This is a genomic window from Oculatella sp. LEGE 06141 (assembly GCF_015207605.1).
In the GTDB taxonomy this organism is placed as follows: Bacteria; Cyanobacteriota; Cyanobacteriia; order Elainellales; family Elainellaceae; genus Oculatella.
On sequence record NZ_JADEWO010000004.1, the window covers coordinates 132789 to 149909 of the forward strand.

At 50.8% G+C, this 17121-nt stretch carries 12 protein-coding genes and 1 tRNA gene; 5 read left to right on the forward strand and 8 right to left on the reverse strand.

Going from position 1 to position 17121, the window contains the following annotated elements:
• Positions 1 to 320 precede the first annotated feature (320 nt).
• Together IQ268_RS04780 and IQ268_RS04785 are read left to right on the forward strand one after the other, a co-directional pair.
• On the forward strand, positions 321 to 1133 hold the full coding sequence (locus tag IQ268_RS04780; RefSeq protein WP_193876091.1) for a carbon-nitrogen hydrolase family protein: 813 nt from the start codon (positions 321 to 323) through the stop codon (positions 1131 to 1133).
• 85 nt (positions 1134 to 1218) lie between these two features.
• Complete coding sequence (locus IQ268_RS04785; RefSeq protein ID WP_193876093.1) at positions 1219 to 2742, forward strand: cation:proton antiporter; 1524 nt, start codon at positions 1219 to 1221, stop codon at positions 2740 to 2742.
• Positions 2743 to 3141: 399 nt separating this feature from the next.
• Here IQ268_RS04785 and IQ268_RS04790 read toward each other — a convergent pair.
• A tRNA-Val gene (locus IQ268_RS04790) sits at positions 3142 to 3213 on the reverse strand.
• Positions 3214 to 3708: 495 nt separating this feature from the next.
• Here IQ268_RS04790 and glgB point away from each other — a divergent pair.
• From glgB to IQ268_RS04805, 3 genes are all read left to right on the forward strand, one after another.
• The gene (gene glgB, locus IQ268_RS04795) at positions 3709 to 6000 is read left to right on the forward strand and encodes a 1,4-alpha-glucan branching enzyme (protein WP_193876095.1); all 2292 of its coding nucleotides are present in this window, start codon (positions 3709 to 3711) and stop codon (positions 5998 to 6000) included.
• Between the two features lie 269 nt (positions 6001 to 6269).
• Positions 6270 to 6632, forward strand: coding sequence for a hypothetical protein (locus IQ268_RS04800; RefSeq protein ID WP_193876098.1), 363 nt, complete (start codon positions 6270 to 6272; stop codon positions 6630 to 6632).
• A 327-nt stretch (positions 6633 to 6959) separates the two neighbouring features.
• The gene (locus tag IQ268_RS04805; protein WP_193876100.1) at positions 6960 to 8582 is read left to right on the forward strand and encodes a GDSL-type esterase/lipase family protein; all 1623 of its coding nucleotides are present in this window, start codon (positions 6960 to 6962) and stop codon (positions 8580 to 8582) included.
• Between the two features lie 78 nt (positions 8583 to 8660).
• On the opposite strand, the gene IQ268_RS04810 is transcribed toward IQ268_RS04805, so the two are convergent.
• The 7 genes from IQ268_RS04810 to gyrB form a co-directional block, all read right to left on the reverse strand.
• Positions 8661 to 10160: a GMC oxidoreductase gene (locus IQ268_RS04810; protein WP_193876102.1), complete on the reverse strand. Its 1500-nt coding sequence runs from the start codon at positions 10158 to 10160 to the stop codon at positions 8661 to 8663.
• 9 nt (positions 10161 to 10169) lie between these two features.
• Entirely contained in the window at positions 10170 to 10799 is a 630-nt protein-coding gene (locus IQ268_RS04815; protein ID WP_193876104.1) for a heme-copper oxidase subunit III, read from the reverse strand.
• On the reverse strand, positions 10796 to 12508 hold the full coding sequence (ctaD, locus tag IQ268_RS04820) for a cytochrome c oxidase subunit I (protein WP_193876106.1): 1713 nt from the start codon (positions 12506 to 12508) through the stop codon (positions 10796 to 10798). Before ctaD ends, IQ268_RS04815 begins: the two co-directional genes overlap by 4 nt.
• A 43-nt stretch (positions 12509 to 12551) precedes the next feature.
• Entirely contained in the window at positions 12552 to 13538 is a 987-nt protein-coding gene (locus tag IQ268_RS04825; RefSeq protein ID WP_193876108.1) for a cytochrome c oxidase subunit II, read from the reverse strand.
• A gap of 41 nt (positions 13539 to 13579) precedes the next feature.
• On the reverse strand, positions 13580 to 14176 hold the full coding sequence (locus IQ268_RS04830) for a DUF2231 domain-containing protein (protein ID WP_193876110.1): 597 nt from the start codon (positions 14174 to 14176) through the stop codon (positions 13580 to 13582).
• Positions 14173 to 14670 carry a DUF2231 domain-containing protein gene (locus tag IQ268_RS04835; protein ID WP_193876112.1) on the reverse strand — a complete coding sequence of 166 codons (498 nt, stop codon included), beginning with the start codon at positions 14668 to 14670 and terminating at the stop codon, positions 14173 to 14175. Before IQ268_RS04835 ends, IQ268_RS04830 begins: the two co-directional genes overlap by 4 nt.
• 410 nt (positions 14671 to 15080) lie before the next feature.
• Positions 15081 to 17018 (reverse strand): DNA topoisomerase (ATP-hydrolyzing) subunit B, encoded by a 1938-nt coding sequence (gene gyrB, locus IQ268_RS04840; RefSeq protein ID WP_193876114.1) that lies wholly within the window; start codon positions 17016 to 17018, stop codon positions 15081 to 15083.
• Positions 17019 to 17121 lie beyond the last annotated feature (103 nt).

Below are 17121 nucleotides of genomic sequence, written 5' to 3' on the forward strand. Positions count from 1 at the left end.
CATTTGGGCAATACTTCTGAGTCTATTTCAACGGCTATCTGCCGAATGCTACACCCTTGCAGGATACATATGATACGTTTCAAACACCCGCTTAGGTGAAAAGATGGAGCGATCGCCCCATTCTTTCCTGAAGAAAGAACTAGCCGAACAATCGATTGCTTTGGAATATTTTACAGCGTTGCTGTTATTTTCTCTGGCGAAGCGATTGCTTGAAAATCAGCTTATGCAACTTTGTTAAAAATCGGCCTGTTTTACGAGAAAATCTAATATAGATACTTTTGAATCTACTCTCCTCTACACTCAGGCTACTAGCACAATTTATGAAGTCCTATCTCGCAGCGGCAGTGCAAATGAACAGTCTGCCAGATTTGCAGAAAAATCTAGCGCAGGCGGAAGATTTGATTGACCTTGCAGTGCGGCAAGGAGCCGAACTGATTGGGTTGCCCGAAAATTTCTCATTCTTGGGTGATGAAGAATCCAAGATGACTCAAGCAGAGGCGATCGCCCAAAGTAGCGAGAAATTTCTCCGAACAATGGCGCAGCGGTATCAAGTAACGCTGTTGGGCGGTGGCTTTCCGGTCCCGACTGAAGATGGAAAGGTTTACAACACGGCTTTGTTGATTGGGCCAAACGGCGAAGAACTGGCTCGCTATCAAAAAGTTCACCTTTTTGATGTCGATCTGCCGGATGGCAATACCTATCGAGAATCCATCACCGTGTTAGCTGGGGTGCAGTTGCCGCCGGTGTACCCCTCAAAAGAGTTAGGGAATGTCGGGCTTTCGGTATGCTACGACGTGCGCTTTCCAGAGCTGTATCGGCATCTGTCGCAGATGGGTGCCGAGGTCTTGTTTGTTCCCGCTGCTTTTACGGCCTACACAGGCAAAGATCACTGGCAGATTTTGTTGCAGGCAAGAGCGATCGAAAACACTTGCTACATTATTGCCCCGGCGCAGACGGGGAAACACAATCATCTGCGTCAATCCCACGGTCATGCGGTCATTGTTGACCCCTGGGGGCTGGTACTGGCCGATGCCGGAGACAAACCGGGAGTGGCGATCGCCTCAATCGAGCCAACCCGTATTGAACAAGTTCGGCGGCAAATGCCATCGTTACAACATCGCGTTTTTATCTAAGCTTGAGCGTTCGATCGCCTAAATCTTCTGAACTCATAACTTGAAGTAGTCCTCAACCTATAAAGAAACTTGTACATTAGACAGGATGAGTTCTGCTGGATGCATGGTTAACCTGACTGCTTGGGTAACCTCCCTCACCCCTGTTCCTTCCCCATGGCTCCCTGCACACGGAGTGCCACTCGTTGCCTCGGCTCCATCTGCTGAAGCAGAGTTGGGGCCTATTGTGTTGGCTGGCGTGTTGTTGAGTTTGGTTTGCATTTACTTCGCCGCGAAACTTGGAGGCGAAATCTGTGCCCGTCTCAACTTGCCACCTGTCTTAGGCGAACTAGTGGGCGGTGTGGTTGTGGGAGTATCTGCCCTGAACCTGATTGTTTTTCCAGAGAGTACGGCAGATGGTGCTAACTCGCTGATTATGCGCTTCCTTGAAGCAACAGACGGTCTTCAACCCGAATCAGCGCTGAGCGTGTTTAAAGCTCAGAGTGAAGTGATCTCCATCCTGGCTGAGATGGGAGTCATTATTCTTTTGTTTGAAATCGGCCTGGAATCCGATTTAAAGGAGTTAATTCGGGTTGGCCCCCAGGCCGCTGTTGTGGCGGTTGTAGGGGTGGTTGCTCCGTTTGCAGCCGGAACCGCAGGTCTAATTGGCCTGTTCGGAGTACCGGCTGTTCCGGCTATCTTTGCGGGAGCGGCATTGACAGCGACCAGCATTGGCATCACGGCCAAAGTTCTAGCAGAAATCCAACGCCTCAGTTCTAAAGAAGGGCAAATTATTATTGGAGCCGCCGTCTTAGACGATGTGCTGGGCATTATTGTGCTGGCTGTGGTTTCCAGTTTGGCTAAAACTGGCGAAGTTCGGATATTCAACGTTGTTTATCTGATTGTTAGTGCCGCCGTCTTCCTAATTGGAGCCATCCTGATTGGTCGCTTGTTAAATCCCTACTTTGTGGCGCTAGTCAACCGGATGCAGACGCGAGGACAGCTAATTTTGTCGTCGCTGGTGTTTGCGTTTGTCCTGGCTTACATCGGTGCTGCAATCCAACTGGAAGCGATCTTGGGCGCATTTGCCGCCGGGTTGATTCTGGCCGAAACCGATAAGCGGGAAGAACTGGAAGAGCAAATTATTCCGATCGCCGATATGCTGGTGCCCATCTTTTTTGTTACCGTGGGCGCTCGAACCGACCTGAGCGTGCTGAACCCCGCTGTTCCCAGCAACCGAGAAGGCTTGGGTATTGCTGCATTTTTAATTGTGGTCGCCATCATCGGTAAAGTCATCACCGGATTTACCGTCTTTGGTCAACCCGGCATCAACCGCTGGGCGATTGGAGTAGGAATGGTGCCGCGAGGTGAGGTGGGACTTGTCTTTGCTGGTGTTGGCTCGGCTAGCGGTGTGCTGTCCGAATCGCTGGATGCGGCGATTATTGTGATGGTTATTCTGACGACCTTCCTGGCTCCGCCCCTGTTGCGAGTCGTCTTTCAGGATTCGGCAGATGATGTTAAAGAGCCTGAGTTATCTCCTGTGTTAGAGGGAGGAGACAGTAAAGCCTTCACGACTGGACAAGCGATTAAAGAAGCAGAAGAAATAGAATCATCTCTTCAAGAGCCTCATTAGCATTGTCTGTGAGGATCGTTGCATTCAGCAACCTGTAGTAGGGCGTGATGCCCCTACATCCTTAATCATCACAAGACGGCAGAGACCAGGTAACGGTTTCTGCCGTCTTCAGGCTAATATTCTGACGGTTAAATTTAGAGGTAAAACGGTGTTGGCGGTGTCAGTCGCCTGTGCTAAGCGAATCGATTTCAAGAATGACCCATCAATCTAAATTTCAAAATCTAAAATTGATACATAGTTCGCTGGTTGTAGCCCTCTTTCAACGCGTGGTATACCGTTGTCCGTTACGGCGTCTTCCACCGAGCTATAAGTTTATGGTTACTTCACACTAACGGTGGAAGCAGTTACAGCATCGCTTTGGTGGCTGTGCTATCAATGGACGCAGTGTTGCTGTTGAAATGGGCGATACTGGATTCGAACCAGTGACCCCTTCCGTGTGAAGGAAGTGCGCTACCACTGTGCTAATCGCCCAAGGCTTCTAAATGTAACACGGAGAGTCGATCGACAACAACTCAAAATCGAGGCAGCTCAATTTTTGCTGCTGGTTAAAGCGTAATCCTGTTAATCTGTCAGGCTTGACAGGGATGATGGCTTAACCAGTCTGCTTGGATTCAATCTGCTTAGGGCAAACAAACGCTAACGAGGCGAATAAGTGATTAGGATTTGAGAGTTGCGACGCAATTTGCTACGGTTTATTACAGTTCGTTATATGTTCTTCATATCCTTTCCTGGTGGTTCAAATTAGTGGTAGTACTTCCGTCCCATTTCTCTTGAGTCGTCTTTGGAGGTCAATGGCCTAGCACGTTCTGATCGAGCTGGCTGGGACTAACTCTTGGCTCTGTTACTCTGAAGCGATCGCCAGATGTCATTATTAATCTGCATCACTTAGCGATCGCGCAATCGGTGACGCTGTTTAAGCCCCGTTCAAAATCTCCGTTGCAGGCAATTTTTAAGGTGAGTAGTTTCATGTCGATGACCGTTACTCCAGAACAGATCGATCGCATTGTTTGGAACCAGCACCAAGACCCGTTTGAAATCTTGGGCCCCCATCAGCTTGAACAGGACGGAAAACCCGTATGGGTCGTGCGTGCATACCTCCCTAATGCTGATGCGGCATGGGTTGTTTTACCTGAAGAACGGAAAGAATACCCCATGCAGGCTGTGCATCATCCTCATTTTTATGAAAGCACTCTGGAAGTAGCGGAGTTGGCAAATTACCAGATCCGCGTCAGAGAAGGGGAACACGAACGAGTCATTTATGACCCCTACGCGTTTCGGTCGCCCCACATGACCGATTTTGATCTGCACCTGTTTGGTGAAGGAAATCACCACCGCCTCTACGAAAAACTGGGAGCGCATCTATCTGAGTTGAATGGGGTTAAAGGCGTGCTGTTTGCCGTATGGGCACCCAATGCCCGTAATGTTTCTGTCATTGGAGATTTTAACCACTGGGATGGACGCAAACATCAGATGCGGCGGATCGGTAGCGGTATCTGGGAACTGTTTATTCCAGATTTAACAGTAGGCGAGCACTATAAGTACGAAGTTAAAAATGACGCGGGTCATATTTACGAAAAGTCTGACCCCTATGGATTCCAGCAAGAGGTACGTCCCAAAACGGCCTCGATTGTTACAGATGTGGATGATTATACGTGGGGCGATCGCGACTGGATGGAACAGCGCCGCCACACCGATCCGTTAACTCAGCCCATTTCGGTTTACGAAGTTCATATGGGTTCCTGGCTCAACGCTTCTGCCTCCGAACCTGCCACCACCCCGGATGGCGAGATTATTCCTCCGGTGATTGTGGCTGAACTCAAGCCTGGTGCGCGCTTCCTCACCTATCGAGAACTGGCGGCCAAGCTAATTCCCTACGTTAAAGAGCTTGGGTTTACCCACATTGAGATGTTGCCGCTCGCCGAACATCCCTTTGATGGCTCCTGGGGATATCAGGTGACGGGTTACTATGCCGCCACTTCTCGGTATGGTACCCCCCAGGACTTGATGTATTTCATCGATCAGTGCCATCAAAACGGCATTGGTGTGATTATGGACTGGGTGCCCGGACATTTCCCAAAAGATGGGCATGGATTGGCTCACTTTGATGGCACCGCACTCTACGAACATGCCGATCCACGTCGGGGCGAACACAAAGAGTGGGGAACGCTCGTTTTTAATTACTCGCGCCACGAAGTCCGTAACTTTTTGGTTGCCAACGTTTTATTTTGGTTTGACAAATACCATATTGATGGCATTCGAGTCGATGCAGTCGCCTCGATGCTATACCTCGACTACTGCCGCAAAGAGGGCGAATGGTTGCCCAACCAGTACGGCGGGCGAGAAAATATTGAGGCGGCAGATTTTCTGCGCCAGATGAACCACGTGCTGTTTAGCCATTATCCAGGGGCACTGTCGATCGCAGAGGAGTCAACGTCCTGGCCGATGGTATCGTGGCCCACCTACGTCGGTGGATTGGGCTTTAACCTCAAGTGGAACATGGGGTGGATGCACGACATGTTGGATTATTTCAACATGGACCCGTGGTTCCGGCAGTTTCACCAAAACAACGTCACCTTTAGCATCATGTATGCGTTCAGCGAAAACTTTATGCTGGCGCTCTCCCACGATGAAGTGGTGCATGGCAAGAGCAACATGATTGGCAAGATGCCGGGAGACGAATGGCAAAAGTTTGCTAATCTGCGCTGTCTTTACTCTTACATGTTTACGCACCCCGGCAAAAAGACGCTGTTCATGAGCATGGAGTTTGGGCAGTGGAGCGAGTGGAACGTTTGGGGCGATCTGGATTGGAACTTATTGCAGTTTGAATCCCACCAAAAGTTAAAGCGGTTTGTGACCGAAATCAATCGTCTGTACTGCACAGAACCCGCTTTATATACTCAGGATTTCTCCCACGACGGCTTTGAGTGGATCGACTGTAGCGATAACCGCCATAGCGTTGTGTCATTCCTGCGTAAGGCAAAAGAGTCGGACGAGTTTGTTGTTACCGTTTGCAACTTTACCCCTCAGCCTCATTCCCACTACCGAGTTGGGGTGCCAAAACCTGGATTCTATACTGAACTATTCAACAGTGATGCCCGTGAGTATGGCGGCAGCAACATGGGTAACCTGGGGGGTAAGTGGGCAGAGGAATGGTCGTATCACAATCGTCCTTACTCGATTGATCTCTGCTTACCGCCGCTTAGTGTGCTGGTATTGAAGCTCGATTCTCAAAAATCACTGGAGGCGATGAAGGCTTAGGGACAGGAATTGCTTTTTGAGAATCACCCTATTAGATGAACCGAAAGGATGAGGTCTAATCGCGGTGAATTGCCTTAAGTTGTTACTATAAGTGACGTTCATATTTGATGACCCGGTGGGGGGCTGCCGGGTCTTTTATTTTTAAACCTTCTCCGTTGTTAGGAATTAGTTTCAACTGGAGGCGATCGCCCCACTAATTTAACGATTGGGTCTTTGCTAGAATTTGAGCGCTAAGGTGATGAAGGTAGGCGTATCTTCTTGATAGCGATATGAACCCTCAAAACAGAGAAGAAGACCTGCGGCGACGAGAGCAAGAATTGCAAGAGCGGGAGCTGGCGATGCGGCTCCGAGAGTTAGAAGCTGAGGTCGAGCAGCCGCCTCACTACAATACGGTGAAACATACTCTGGCGAAGCGCGATCCGCTGAAGCACAATACCGTGGAACATCAGAGCCGCAGAGGTTCGATGCAGCGCGGCTTCCATCAGCTCCTGGCTTTTGCAAAATTTCTGGTGGTTGTGGTGGCGGTGGCGGTGGCGTTCCGGATTGCGACCCGGTTAGCCGGAATAGTGATTGTAGTGGCACTGGCCTGGGTCGCTTACAAACTGTTTTTTGATGGCGATCGCGACGCATAGCTCTCTAGCGTCAGGGATATGTGCTGGTAGCGGAGATGCTCCAGACAAGGTTTCGTTGCGCCGAGTTAGAGCAGCACAAACAACCTGATTCAGGCAATGGGACGATTCTTACTGAAACAGTGCTGCGGGTTATCCATCCCTGGAGGACGTGTCCTCGATCGCTAATTTTTGTGCTGAGATGAATACTGGAATCAATAGTTTGAAGAGTGTGTAAAGCTTCACCAGAACCCTTGGTAGTATTACTTATTCCTGATAATTTGTAGCTAGAATTACAGACTGCTCTTCACTCGTTGTTTGTATTCCGCGACAAGCTCTTGGAGAACCAAAATGCCGCCCATCCGGATCGAAGCTGAAGATATGAGCCTGTTGGCTTATCAGGTTGAATTAGACAGAAGTCCTGCTTCGGGCGGCAAGCTTATTACTCTTCCTGCTGGTGTTCCTCAAGGGATTGCAACCACCCTGTTTTCGGGCACAAGCGGCGTTTATAACGTGGTCATTGGTTACTTCGACGAAAATGATGGGGAGTCTTCCCTGTCTGTGCAGGTGGGAGGCAACGTTTCAAGCTGGCGTTATGACCAAAACTTGAAGGACGGCGGAGTTAGCGCCAAGAACCTGGTGCAACGCACGCTGTTTGAAGGGGTACAAATTGCGACTGGCGAAATGATCACGATCGCCGGAACGGCCGACCGCAACGAGTTTGCCCGAGTCGATTATCTGGAATTTATTCCCGTTGACCGCTCGAACGCCCCCTTGCCAGTGCAACCTGCCCCCGAAGTGCCCCGCGTCTCTCCACTGGAAACCAATACGCTGTTGCAAGGCGGGGTTCGCAACAGTTCATTCCGTGGCACCGAGGCGGTAGACACTCTAACCTATGCTCAGGCAACCGGTGGTGTTGTGGTTGACCTGGGTGCTGGAGTGGCAAGGCGAGAATTCGCGCCGTCGTCTGCCCAACCGCTTAAAGTAATGGCGATCGGCGACTCCATCACCTACGGAGTGGTGAACAGCAAAACTCAACCCTATGTGACCGAGACAGGGGGGTACCGTACAGTCCTGTGGGAACAGTTCTCGCAGAGTGGCCTGAGTAGTGCGATCGACTTTGTTGGCTCCCAGAAGAACGGGCCAAGTACCATCGATACCGATCACGAAGGGCATCGGAGCAAGCCAATTAACTTCATCGCTACCCGAATCAAAGGATGGCTGAAGACCCAACAGCCAGATGTGGTGCTGCTGATGGCAGGCACGAATGATATGAAGCAGGGGGATGCTGGCACCGCTCATCGGCGCTTGAGCAAGCTAATTGACGAAATTGCCAAAGAGTCGCCCAACGTTCATGTCCTGGTCGCGTCGATTCCACCGATTCCTAGGGACGAAAAGCAGCAGCAAAATGCAATCGCTTTCAATCGAGAACTGCCTGGGATGGTGGATGAAAAGCTGGCTCAAGGCAAAAAGGTTAGTTTTGTTGATATGGCTGGTCGCCTTACCGCCAACGATATTGCCGATGGCGTGCATCCCACGACAGATGGCTACGCCAAAATGGCAGATGCCTGGTATTCCTGGTTGGCTGGCGGTCAAGATACAATCGCCCACATTGAGAATGTCACCGGAACCGCCTACGACGACACGCTGACTGGAGATGACGGCGTGAATGTACTCAAGGGTGGTGCCGGTAACGATACGTTGATTGGGGCAGGCGGTAATGATTTGCTTTATGGCCAAGCAGGCAACGATACGTTTGTGATTGCGGCGGGCAAGGGTACAGATACGATCGCCGACTTTGAAGTAGGGCGCGACTTGATTGGGCTAGCGGGTGGCTTAAGCTTTGGGCAGTTGACGATCGCACAACGCAACAGCAACGACACCGCCATTACTCTGGCAAACAATGAAGTATTGGCTGTTTTAACTGGCATCCAGCCTACCGCTATTACATCCAATGCCTTTACGGTTGTTTAACACTCATTCAACGAGCGATCGCGGCAGATGGACGTAGGGGCGAACGGCCAGCCGTTGCAACAGTGTTGCTTGCATCGCCTACAACTGCTCAATTAAGCGATCGCCCACCCGCAAAGCATTAGCAATTACCGTTAAGCCGGGGCTGACGCTGGCATGGGATGGGAAAAAGCTGCTGTCTACAACATAAAGGTTATGCACGTCGTGGGTACGGCAGTTGAGATCCAGCACAGACGTTTGCGGGTCTTCTCCAAACCGACAGGTACCGCACTGATGAGCCACGACCTGAATAGGCATATCGCTGCGAGGATGAGTGGTGCGGTTGAATACATTGGGCTGAGCCTGCTCAACGCTTTTTAAGATATCCACCCAACGGTAAACCAGGCGATCGTGTGCTTCAACATTGTTGGCAGTGTAGTCAATTCGCAGTTTGTTGCCCACATAGTGAACGCGATTGTTGGAGTTGGGCAAATCTTCTGTTTTCAGCCACCAACCGATGGAATGGGTTGCTAACTGCCGCAAACCAAAATTTGGCATGAGTCTAGACAACGCCGATAAAATCGGCGGGGCTTCTGCAAAAATGACATCTTGAAAAATGCCGCCCGAGTTTTGCACATGCCCCATCGGATACGGAAAATCCTTGTCTCCCCAGTAAAAATCATTCAACCCCAGTGTGCGGGGAAACGCCCCGGAGTTAGCACCAGAGGTTAACTGCACCACAACCGAGAGCAGTTGTTTCATCAAATTTCGCCCCACCTGGCCAGAGCGATTGGCAATGCCGTTGGGATACGTTTCGTTGCCAGACCGCAACAGCAATGCTGCCGAATTCACGGCACCACAGGCCAGCACCACAATACCGCCTAAAAATAGATAGGACTGTGCTCCAATCGTTGCCTCAACCGCTTTGATTTCGGTACCGGAGGGGTTCGTATGCAGCGCAACAACCTGAGCAGAGGTTTTGAGCGTTACATTGTCGTGGTTGAGGATTGGACTCACTCCGGTGTCTTCGGCATCGGTTCTGCCGCGATCGCCCAACCCAAGCGGCAAATGAGTAGGATGCAACCCCTGCTGCGCCAGCGTCTCGCCAATGCGTTGCACTAGCGGCTCGTGGTCAACTTCTGCAAAGGGATAGGCTTCGCTATGGGGTGGCTCAGTCGGATCAGCTCCGATCTTGCCGTGGACTTGATAGAGTTGTTCGGCTTCGGTGTAATAAGGCTCGAAGTCCTGGTAGTTCAACGGCCATGCGGGAGACAATCCACCCTGATGCTGCACTTGCTCAAAGTCACGTTCGCGCATTCGCTGTAACACGCCGCTCCAGATCTTGGTGTTGCCGCCCACCGCATAATAGGTTTGCGGATAAAACGGTTCCCCTTCGTTGTCGTACCAGGACTCTGGCGCATGAAATTGCTCTTTCTTAAAAATTTCTGTATCGACTAACTCTGAACTCTCGCGATAAATCAAGTCTCCTCGATCGAGCAGCAAGATCTTTTTGCCCGTAGGTGCTAGCTTTCGCGCCAGCGTTCCGCCGCCTGCACCCGTGCCAACAATAATGACGTCATAGTATTGGTCGTCAATGATCATAGGAATCTCCTACTGCCAAACGTAAATCAGCATGTACAACACAATCCAGATGACATCAACAAAATGCCAGAACAACGACGTGGCTTCTACACCAAAGAAACCATTGTCGTAGTTCCCAGGGATAAACGATCGCCCCAACATCCAGGTTTGCAGCAGAAGTCCGGTAAGCACATGCAAGCCATGAAATCCGGTGAGCAAAAAGAACGTGCCGCCAAATAAGCCCGATTGGTAATTAAAGGGTAAACCGCGCCACTCCACGGCTTGACCAAACAGGAAATAGCTTCCCATTGCCATCGTGGCTAACAGAAATAGGCGAAAGCCCCACAGTTTCTGGTCGTGTAAATACCGCTCAGCAACGTAGATTACAAAGCTACTGGAGACCAGCACGATCGTATTGATCAACGGCTCTCTAGTCTCTAAGCCTGTTACACCGGGGGGATACCAATCTGGTGTGGTGGTTTTGTAGATAATGTACCCCGTAAAAAAGCTGAGGAAGATGACGCTTTCCGACAGCAGAAACACAATAAAGCCGAATTTGCTGTTACCCGCTTCGTCGTGTTCCTGGTGCTGCCGAACGGTCGCTTCAACGTCTTGGGCGTTGCGTAGCTCTCCGGCGGGGTTCGCGTTTTCTGCTGTCATGATGATGTAGGTTGCTGTGTCAGAGATTCAGGAAAGTCAGTCAAGCCTGGATTGGGAATGTTCTCGACCAGAGGTTGGCTGCGACCGTAGCCATATGGTCCCGAGATCACCACTGGCGTTTCTTCAAAATTTTCGACCGTCGGCGGGGAAGAAGTGAGCCACTCTAAGCCATAGGCTCGCCAGGGATTGTTGCCTACTTTCTCACCCCGAATCCAGGAACTCAACATGTTGAGAATAAACGGTAGCGTAGACAGCCCCAACAGAAAGCCACCAATACTGGCAATGACGTTCCAGTAGGCAAATTCCAGGTCATAGGAAGCCACGCGACGGGGCATTCCCATCAGGCCAAGCGGGTGCATGGGCAGGAAGGTTAACGCCGTTCCCAGGTAGGTTAAGGCAAAGTGGAGTTTGCCTAACCCTTCGTAATACATGCGTCCGGTCATTTTAGGGAACCAGTGATAGATCCCGGCATAGATGCCCATGACGATCGCGCCATACAGGACGTAATGGAAATGCCCGACCACAAAGTAGGTGTTGTTAACGTGGATATCGATTGGCACTGAACCAAGAAAAATTCCGGTGATGCCAGCAAACACCCAGTTACTAATGCCACCCAATGCAAATAGCATCGGTGTGGTGAAGCGAATCTTGCCGCCCCAAATCGTTGCCACCCAACCAAATACCTTGATGCCAGAGGGAACAGCGACCAGCATCGTTGTCACCATAAAGAACATCCGCATCCAGCCCGGAGTGGCGCTGGCAAACATATGATGCACCCAGACAAAAGCGCTAATAATTGTGATTAGAAGGGATGATGCCGCAATCACTCGATAGCCAAACAAAGGCTTGCGGGCATGAACGGGCAACACTTCGGAAAATACGCCAAACACAGGCAGAACCATGACATAAACTGCCGGATGGGAGTAAAACCAGAAAAAGTGTTGATAGAGGATAGGATTGCCGCCCCGCTCTGGTGCAAAAAAGCTGGTGCCGATTGTGATATCCAGCAACAGCATAATTGCTCCTCCGGTTAAGGCAGGCAGCCCATACAGTTGGATTAACTGCGCCCCCAAAACCGACCAGACAAACGCCGGAGTTTTAAACCAGGTCATACCCGGTGCCCGCATCCGGAAGATAGTGGTGACAAAATTCACCGCGCCCATGATGGAGGACACCCCCGAAATAGCCACTGCTAAAATCCATAGCACCTGGCCGTTGATCAAATTCCCCGTCGGGTTTTGCAAGCTCACTGGCGGGTAGGCCCACCAGCCTGACTGCGATGGCCCTCCCGGCACCAGAAAACTGGACAGCATTAGAATGCCTACCACAGGAACCATCCAGAAAGACACTGCATTTAGCCGGGGGAAAGCCATATCCCGTGCCCCAATCATTAGCGGCACCAAATAATTTCCCAGCCCTACTAAAACGGGGAAGGTCCACATAAACAGCATGATCGAGCCATGCATGGTGAACAGCGCATTATAAACAGTGCGATCGACCAGATCCGCATCCGGAGTAATCAGTTCACCCCGCATAATCATCGAAAACGTGCCACCGATCAGGAAAAAGAAGAAAGAGGTGACGATGTATTGAATGCCGATAACTTTGTGGTCGGTGCTGAAGGTAAAAAATCGTTTCCAGTTGTCGGGCGCGCCGGGGCGGGGCTGCCCACGAACGACTTCTGGAACATCGATTGAGACATTCGTCATAGGTTGTTATCCTTGAGCGATCGCTAAATAAGAGCAAGACACGTCAGCCCGGTGGGCTATCCGGTTGATGCTTGGGAGCATAATTCACGATGGGCGGTGCTGCTGGTGGGATGGTTTCCCAACCGCGAACGGCTACCTTTTCTTTTGTTGCACCCTCCCGTTCGCTGGCTTTGCTGTATTCATATGCAGCCTGGTTAAAAGCAGGAGTGGGCGACTGTGCCGCCGCATCTGCAAGCCACTGTTGATACTCGTTAAATGGTTCAACAACAACATCTGCCTGATTCGCCGCAAAGTAAGTGCCGCTAAACATGGAATCGCGCAGCCGATAGGTTCCCGTTTTAATTGGCGTCAGTTCAAAATCAATGTCATGTTTGGGAACGACATCCTGCTTCAACCGAAAGGCCGGAATGTAAAAGCCATGCAGCACATCCTCCGATCGCAAGGTGAACCGCACCCGGCGATCGACCGGCAAATGCAGTTCGGTGCTGGTAATATCCTGTTCTGGATAGTGGAACACCCAGGCCCATTGTTTTGCCGTCACGTTGATCTGTTCCACGGGGGCGCTCTGCACGGCTTCTTGAATGTCCTGCTGAGGGGTGCTATCAAAGGGTTCAGCGTAAGCAGATTGCATCATCTGAGGCATATGCAAATGCACCAGTTCCATTGGCCCCCGCACCGCCATTTTTTCGTAAGTCCGATAGCTCACAAAGGAAAGTGTTAGGACGAGAATCAATGGCGTTGCCGTCCAGACCACCTCCAGCCAGGTGTTGCCTTCAATGTGAGGCCCATCGCTCATGTCATATTTGCTGGCTCGATGAAAGACCAACGAATAGAGAAAAGGGCCAATCACCCCCAGGTAAATGAAGGTGCCCAATCCGGTGAAGAGACTGAACAAATCATCCAGCAACTTCGCTTCTGCTGCCGCTTCGGGCGGAAACCAGGAATAGGATTGCTTCGCCATCCAAAAACTTACCAGCGTGACCAGGATGGCATAGGCTGTCATTATTAAAATTGCGCGGAGTTTCATCATGTCAGCGATCGCCAAATAAACAAGAAACTGACCGATCTAACCTAGAGTTGATTCGGATTTTCGCCCAAGTGCAGCAGTTGATCGGCTGTAATGTGAACGCCAAATTCAGCCCCCAAGTGTGCGCCCAGCGTTCCCTGCACAAACATTAGAACAAAAACAAACAAACCAGCCGCAATATAGCTCCACTGCACCTGTCTGGCCATGTCTTTGCGCCACTGATAGCGCTGAAAGCCCCGCCAAACGGTCATTGCCACAATCAACGTTAAAATAAGCACCCCACCCACGCCGTGCATAATCATGGTTTCCAGGGCATGAAACCCCCAGGCGCTGGTGACATCTGCCAGCGGTACCGCCAGAGACACTTCAAACAACCCCGCCATCACCGTAAAAAAGGTAACGACTGCGGCTGCCAACAGGTTATACCAACCGACATCAAACAGGGCAGAGCGGGTCACGGGGATGGCAAGATACTTAAACGCTGCTTTGTCCAGGGGAAATAGCGCTCCTACAATGTCAAAGGCGATCGCCACAATAAACAACCCCAGGGTTAGGTGCACCAGATTGGGATGGATAGGAATGATGTAGGGCAACCCATTTACCCCCAGGCTATCCCACTGTTGCAATAGCTCTGGATTCATGACAGACCTCTTCTAATGGCATCTACGACAGGAATGGTATGCAGACCATACACCCAAACGAGTAAACTGCCCAGGTAGGACTGAATACAAACTAGCCCAACCAGCAGCACACTCGCTGCAAGGTAAGGAAGGGGTAAATCGGGTCTTTCCTGCAACCGCAGCACATACCGCCATGCAGTGACGATCGCCAAAATGCCTGAGAGCGACCACCCCAAAACAGTGTGGATATTCAGCGTTGAAACAGATGCAGCATAAGGCTCTGCCAGCCCCGCTTCAATCTGTCCAAAAATGATGGCAATGAAGATCGAAACCGTGGCAAAGGCAAGATTCCACCAACTGACTTCGTATAGTTTGGAGTTTTTCGTAAAATATCCCAGGATATCGCAGAACACTGCAAACAGCACCATCGCAATCACGAAATGCACCACGATTGGGTGAATGGTATCGGGATAGGGAAGGTTATGCTCGTTGAGCGGTGGAAGGTATTTAAACACGGGTTTTCAAAAAATCAGGGACAGTGACAGGGGGCGTACTTGATAGATTATGTTGGCAATTCAACTGTTCAAGAGCGTATTTAACAAAGATCTAACAGAGTCGTCACGTTTGAGTTTTCACGTTTGAGTTTCAAGAGTTCCTGTTTGGAGGGTATCTCAAAAATTGGTTTAAAGGTGTGACACACCACTCAAGCGACCTTCAAGATTTCCCATGCATCTCGGTATTCAACGGTCTGCTTCCGTAGACCTCTCAACTGTATAGAGAACGGTATAAAAAAATTGCCCCCTAATCCCATCATGGGATTAGGGGACGCAGATGGTTTGCTACGCTTTAAATAACGTCTGAACGGTGGAGAGCGATCGGCAGGTTGTTCAGCACAAACACTCCCCTACCAATCAGTCTCTCAGACCTAAATATCCAGATCTTCCAGATTTAACCTGGGTCCGTGGGTTTCAATGAATTCGCGCCGGGGCGCAACGCGATCGCCCATTAGCACCGTAAAGATCCGATCGGCTTCTGCCGCATCTTCAATCTCCACTCGCTTTAACGTCCGGGTTTCTGGATTCATCGTGGTTTCCCACAACTGCTGTGGCATCATTTCGCCTAAGCCCTTAAACCGCTGAATTTCGTACTTGGCGTTGTCTGGGAAGTTTGAAATGATGGTGTTCCGTTCGCGATCGCTGTAGCAGTATTGGTGGCTGCGTCCACGCTCAATCTTATACAGGGGAGGACAAGCAATGTAGACAAACCCCTGATCGACCATGGCGCGTTGGTACCGATAAAAGAAGGTGAGCAACAGGGTGCGGATATGCGCCCCGTCTACGTCTGCATCCGTCATGATGATGATGCGATGGTAGCGAAGCTGAGACGAATCAAACTCCTCGCCTTTAATCCCCAATCCCAGAGCCGTAATTAATGCCTGAATTTCGGTGTTTTTGTAGATCTTGGCATCATCGGTCTTTTCAATGTTGAGGATCTTGCCTCGCAACGGCAAAATTGCCTGGAAACGGCGATCGCGTCCTTGCTTAGCGCTGCCTCCAGCCGAATCGCCCTCAACGATATAAATCTCCGATTCCGACGGGTCGCGTGAGCTACAGTCGGCCAGCTTGCCGGGAAGCGTAGACGACTCTAACACCGACTTCCGCCGCACCAATTCTCTGGCTCGTCGAGCCGCTTCTGCGGCGTTGAAGGCTTGAATGGCCTTCTCCAGAATGGCATCCGCTACGTTAGGCCGAAAATCTAGGTATTCGGTTAACGCTTCCCCCACTAACGAATCAACGATGCCGCGAACCTCGGTGTTGCCCAGCTTCGTCTTCGTTTGACCTTCAAACTCAGGGTCAGGAACTTTGACCGATATCACACCTGTCAATCCTTCCCGGACGTTCTCTCCAGCCAGATTGGATTCGTGTTCCTTAATCTTGTTGCGTTTACGGGCAATGGCATTCATGGTTCGGGTCAACACCGCTTTCAACCCTTCCAGGTGCGTTCCCCCATCAATCGTGCGGATGTTATTGGCAAACCCCAACAGGTTATCGCTGTAGGCATCGACGCACCACTGCAACGACACCTCCACCTGCACGTTATTTCGCTCCCCCTGCACGAAGATGATTTCTTCATGCAACGGTTGCTTATCTTTGTTCATGTAGGCAACGTATTCTTTAATGCCGCCAGCATAATGGAACACGTCTACTCGGGGTTCGCTGCTTTTGAGCAGTTCAAGCCGATTGTCTGTAAAGGAAATTTCAACGCCCGCGTTGAGGTAGGCCAGTTCTCGCAGCCGTCCAGCCAGCGTAGCGTAGTCAAACTCAATGCCTACTGTGAAGATTTCACTATCCGGCTTAAACGAAACCGAGGTGCCCGTCCGGTTTTCCGAACTGGGTTTGACCTGAAGCTCACCGATGGGAACACCGCGTTCAAACCGCTGTAGGTGAACTCGCTTGTCTCGCCAAACGGTGACTTCAACCCACTCGGACAAGGCGTTGACGACCGAAATCCCAACCCCGTGTAAACCGCCCGATACCTTGTAGCCGCCACCACCAAACTTACCGCCAGCGTGTAGTACGGTCATAACGGTTTCCAGCGCCGATTTACCGGTTCGAGGATGAATATCGGTAGGAATACCACGACCATCATCTGTAACCGTAACTGAGCCGTCAGCTTCAAGGCTAATTTGGATGTTTTTGCAGTATCCGGCGAGTGCTTCATCCACCGAGTTGTCTACAACTTCGTACACCAAATGATGAAGCCCGCGAGGACCAGTGGTGCCAATGTACATACCCGGACGCTTGCGAACAGGCTCCAATCCTTCCAGGACTTGAATTTGATCGGCACCGTAGTTTGTCGTCATGTGATGAAGCGCTCCTATAACTGGCTTGAAGCCGTCTAGACTCCATATCACCAAAATCTATCAAAATTATAGCATACAAGGCTTTGAGGCGATTTTAGCCAAC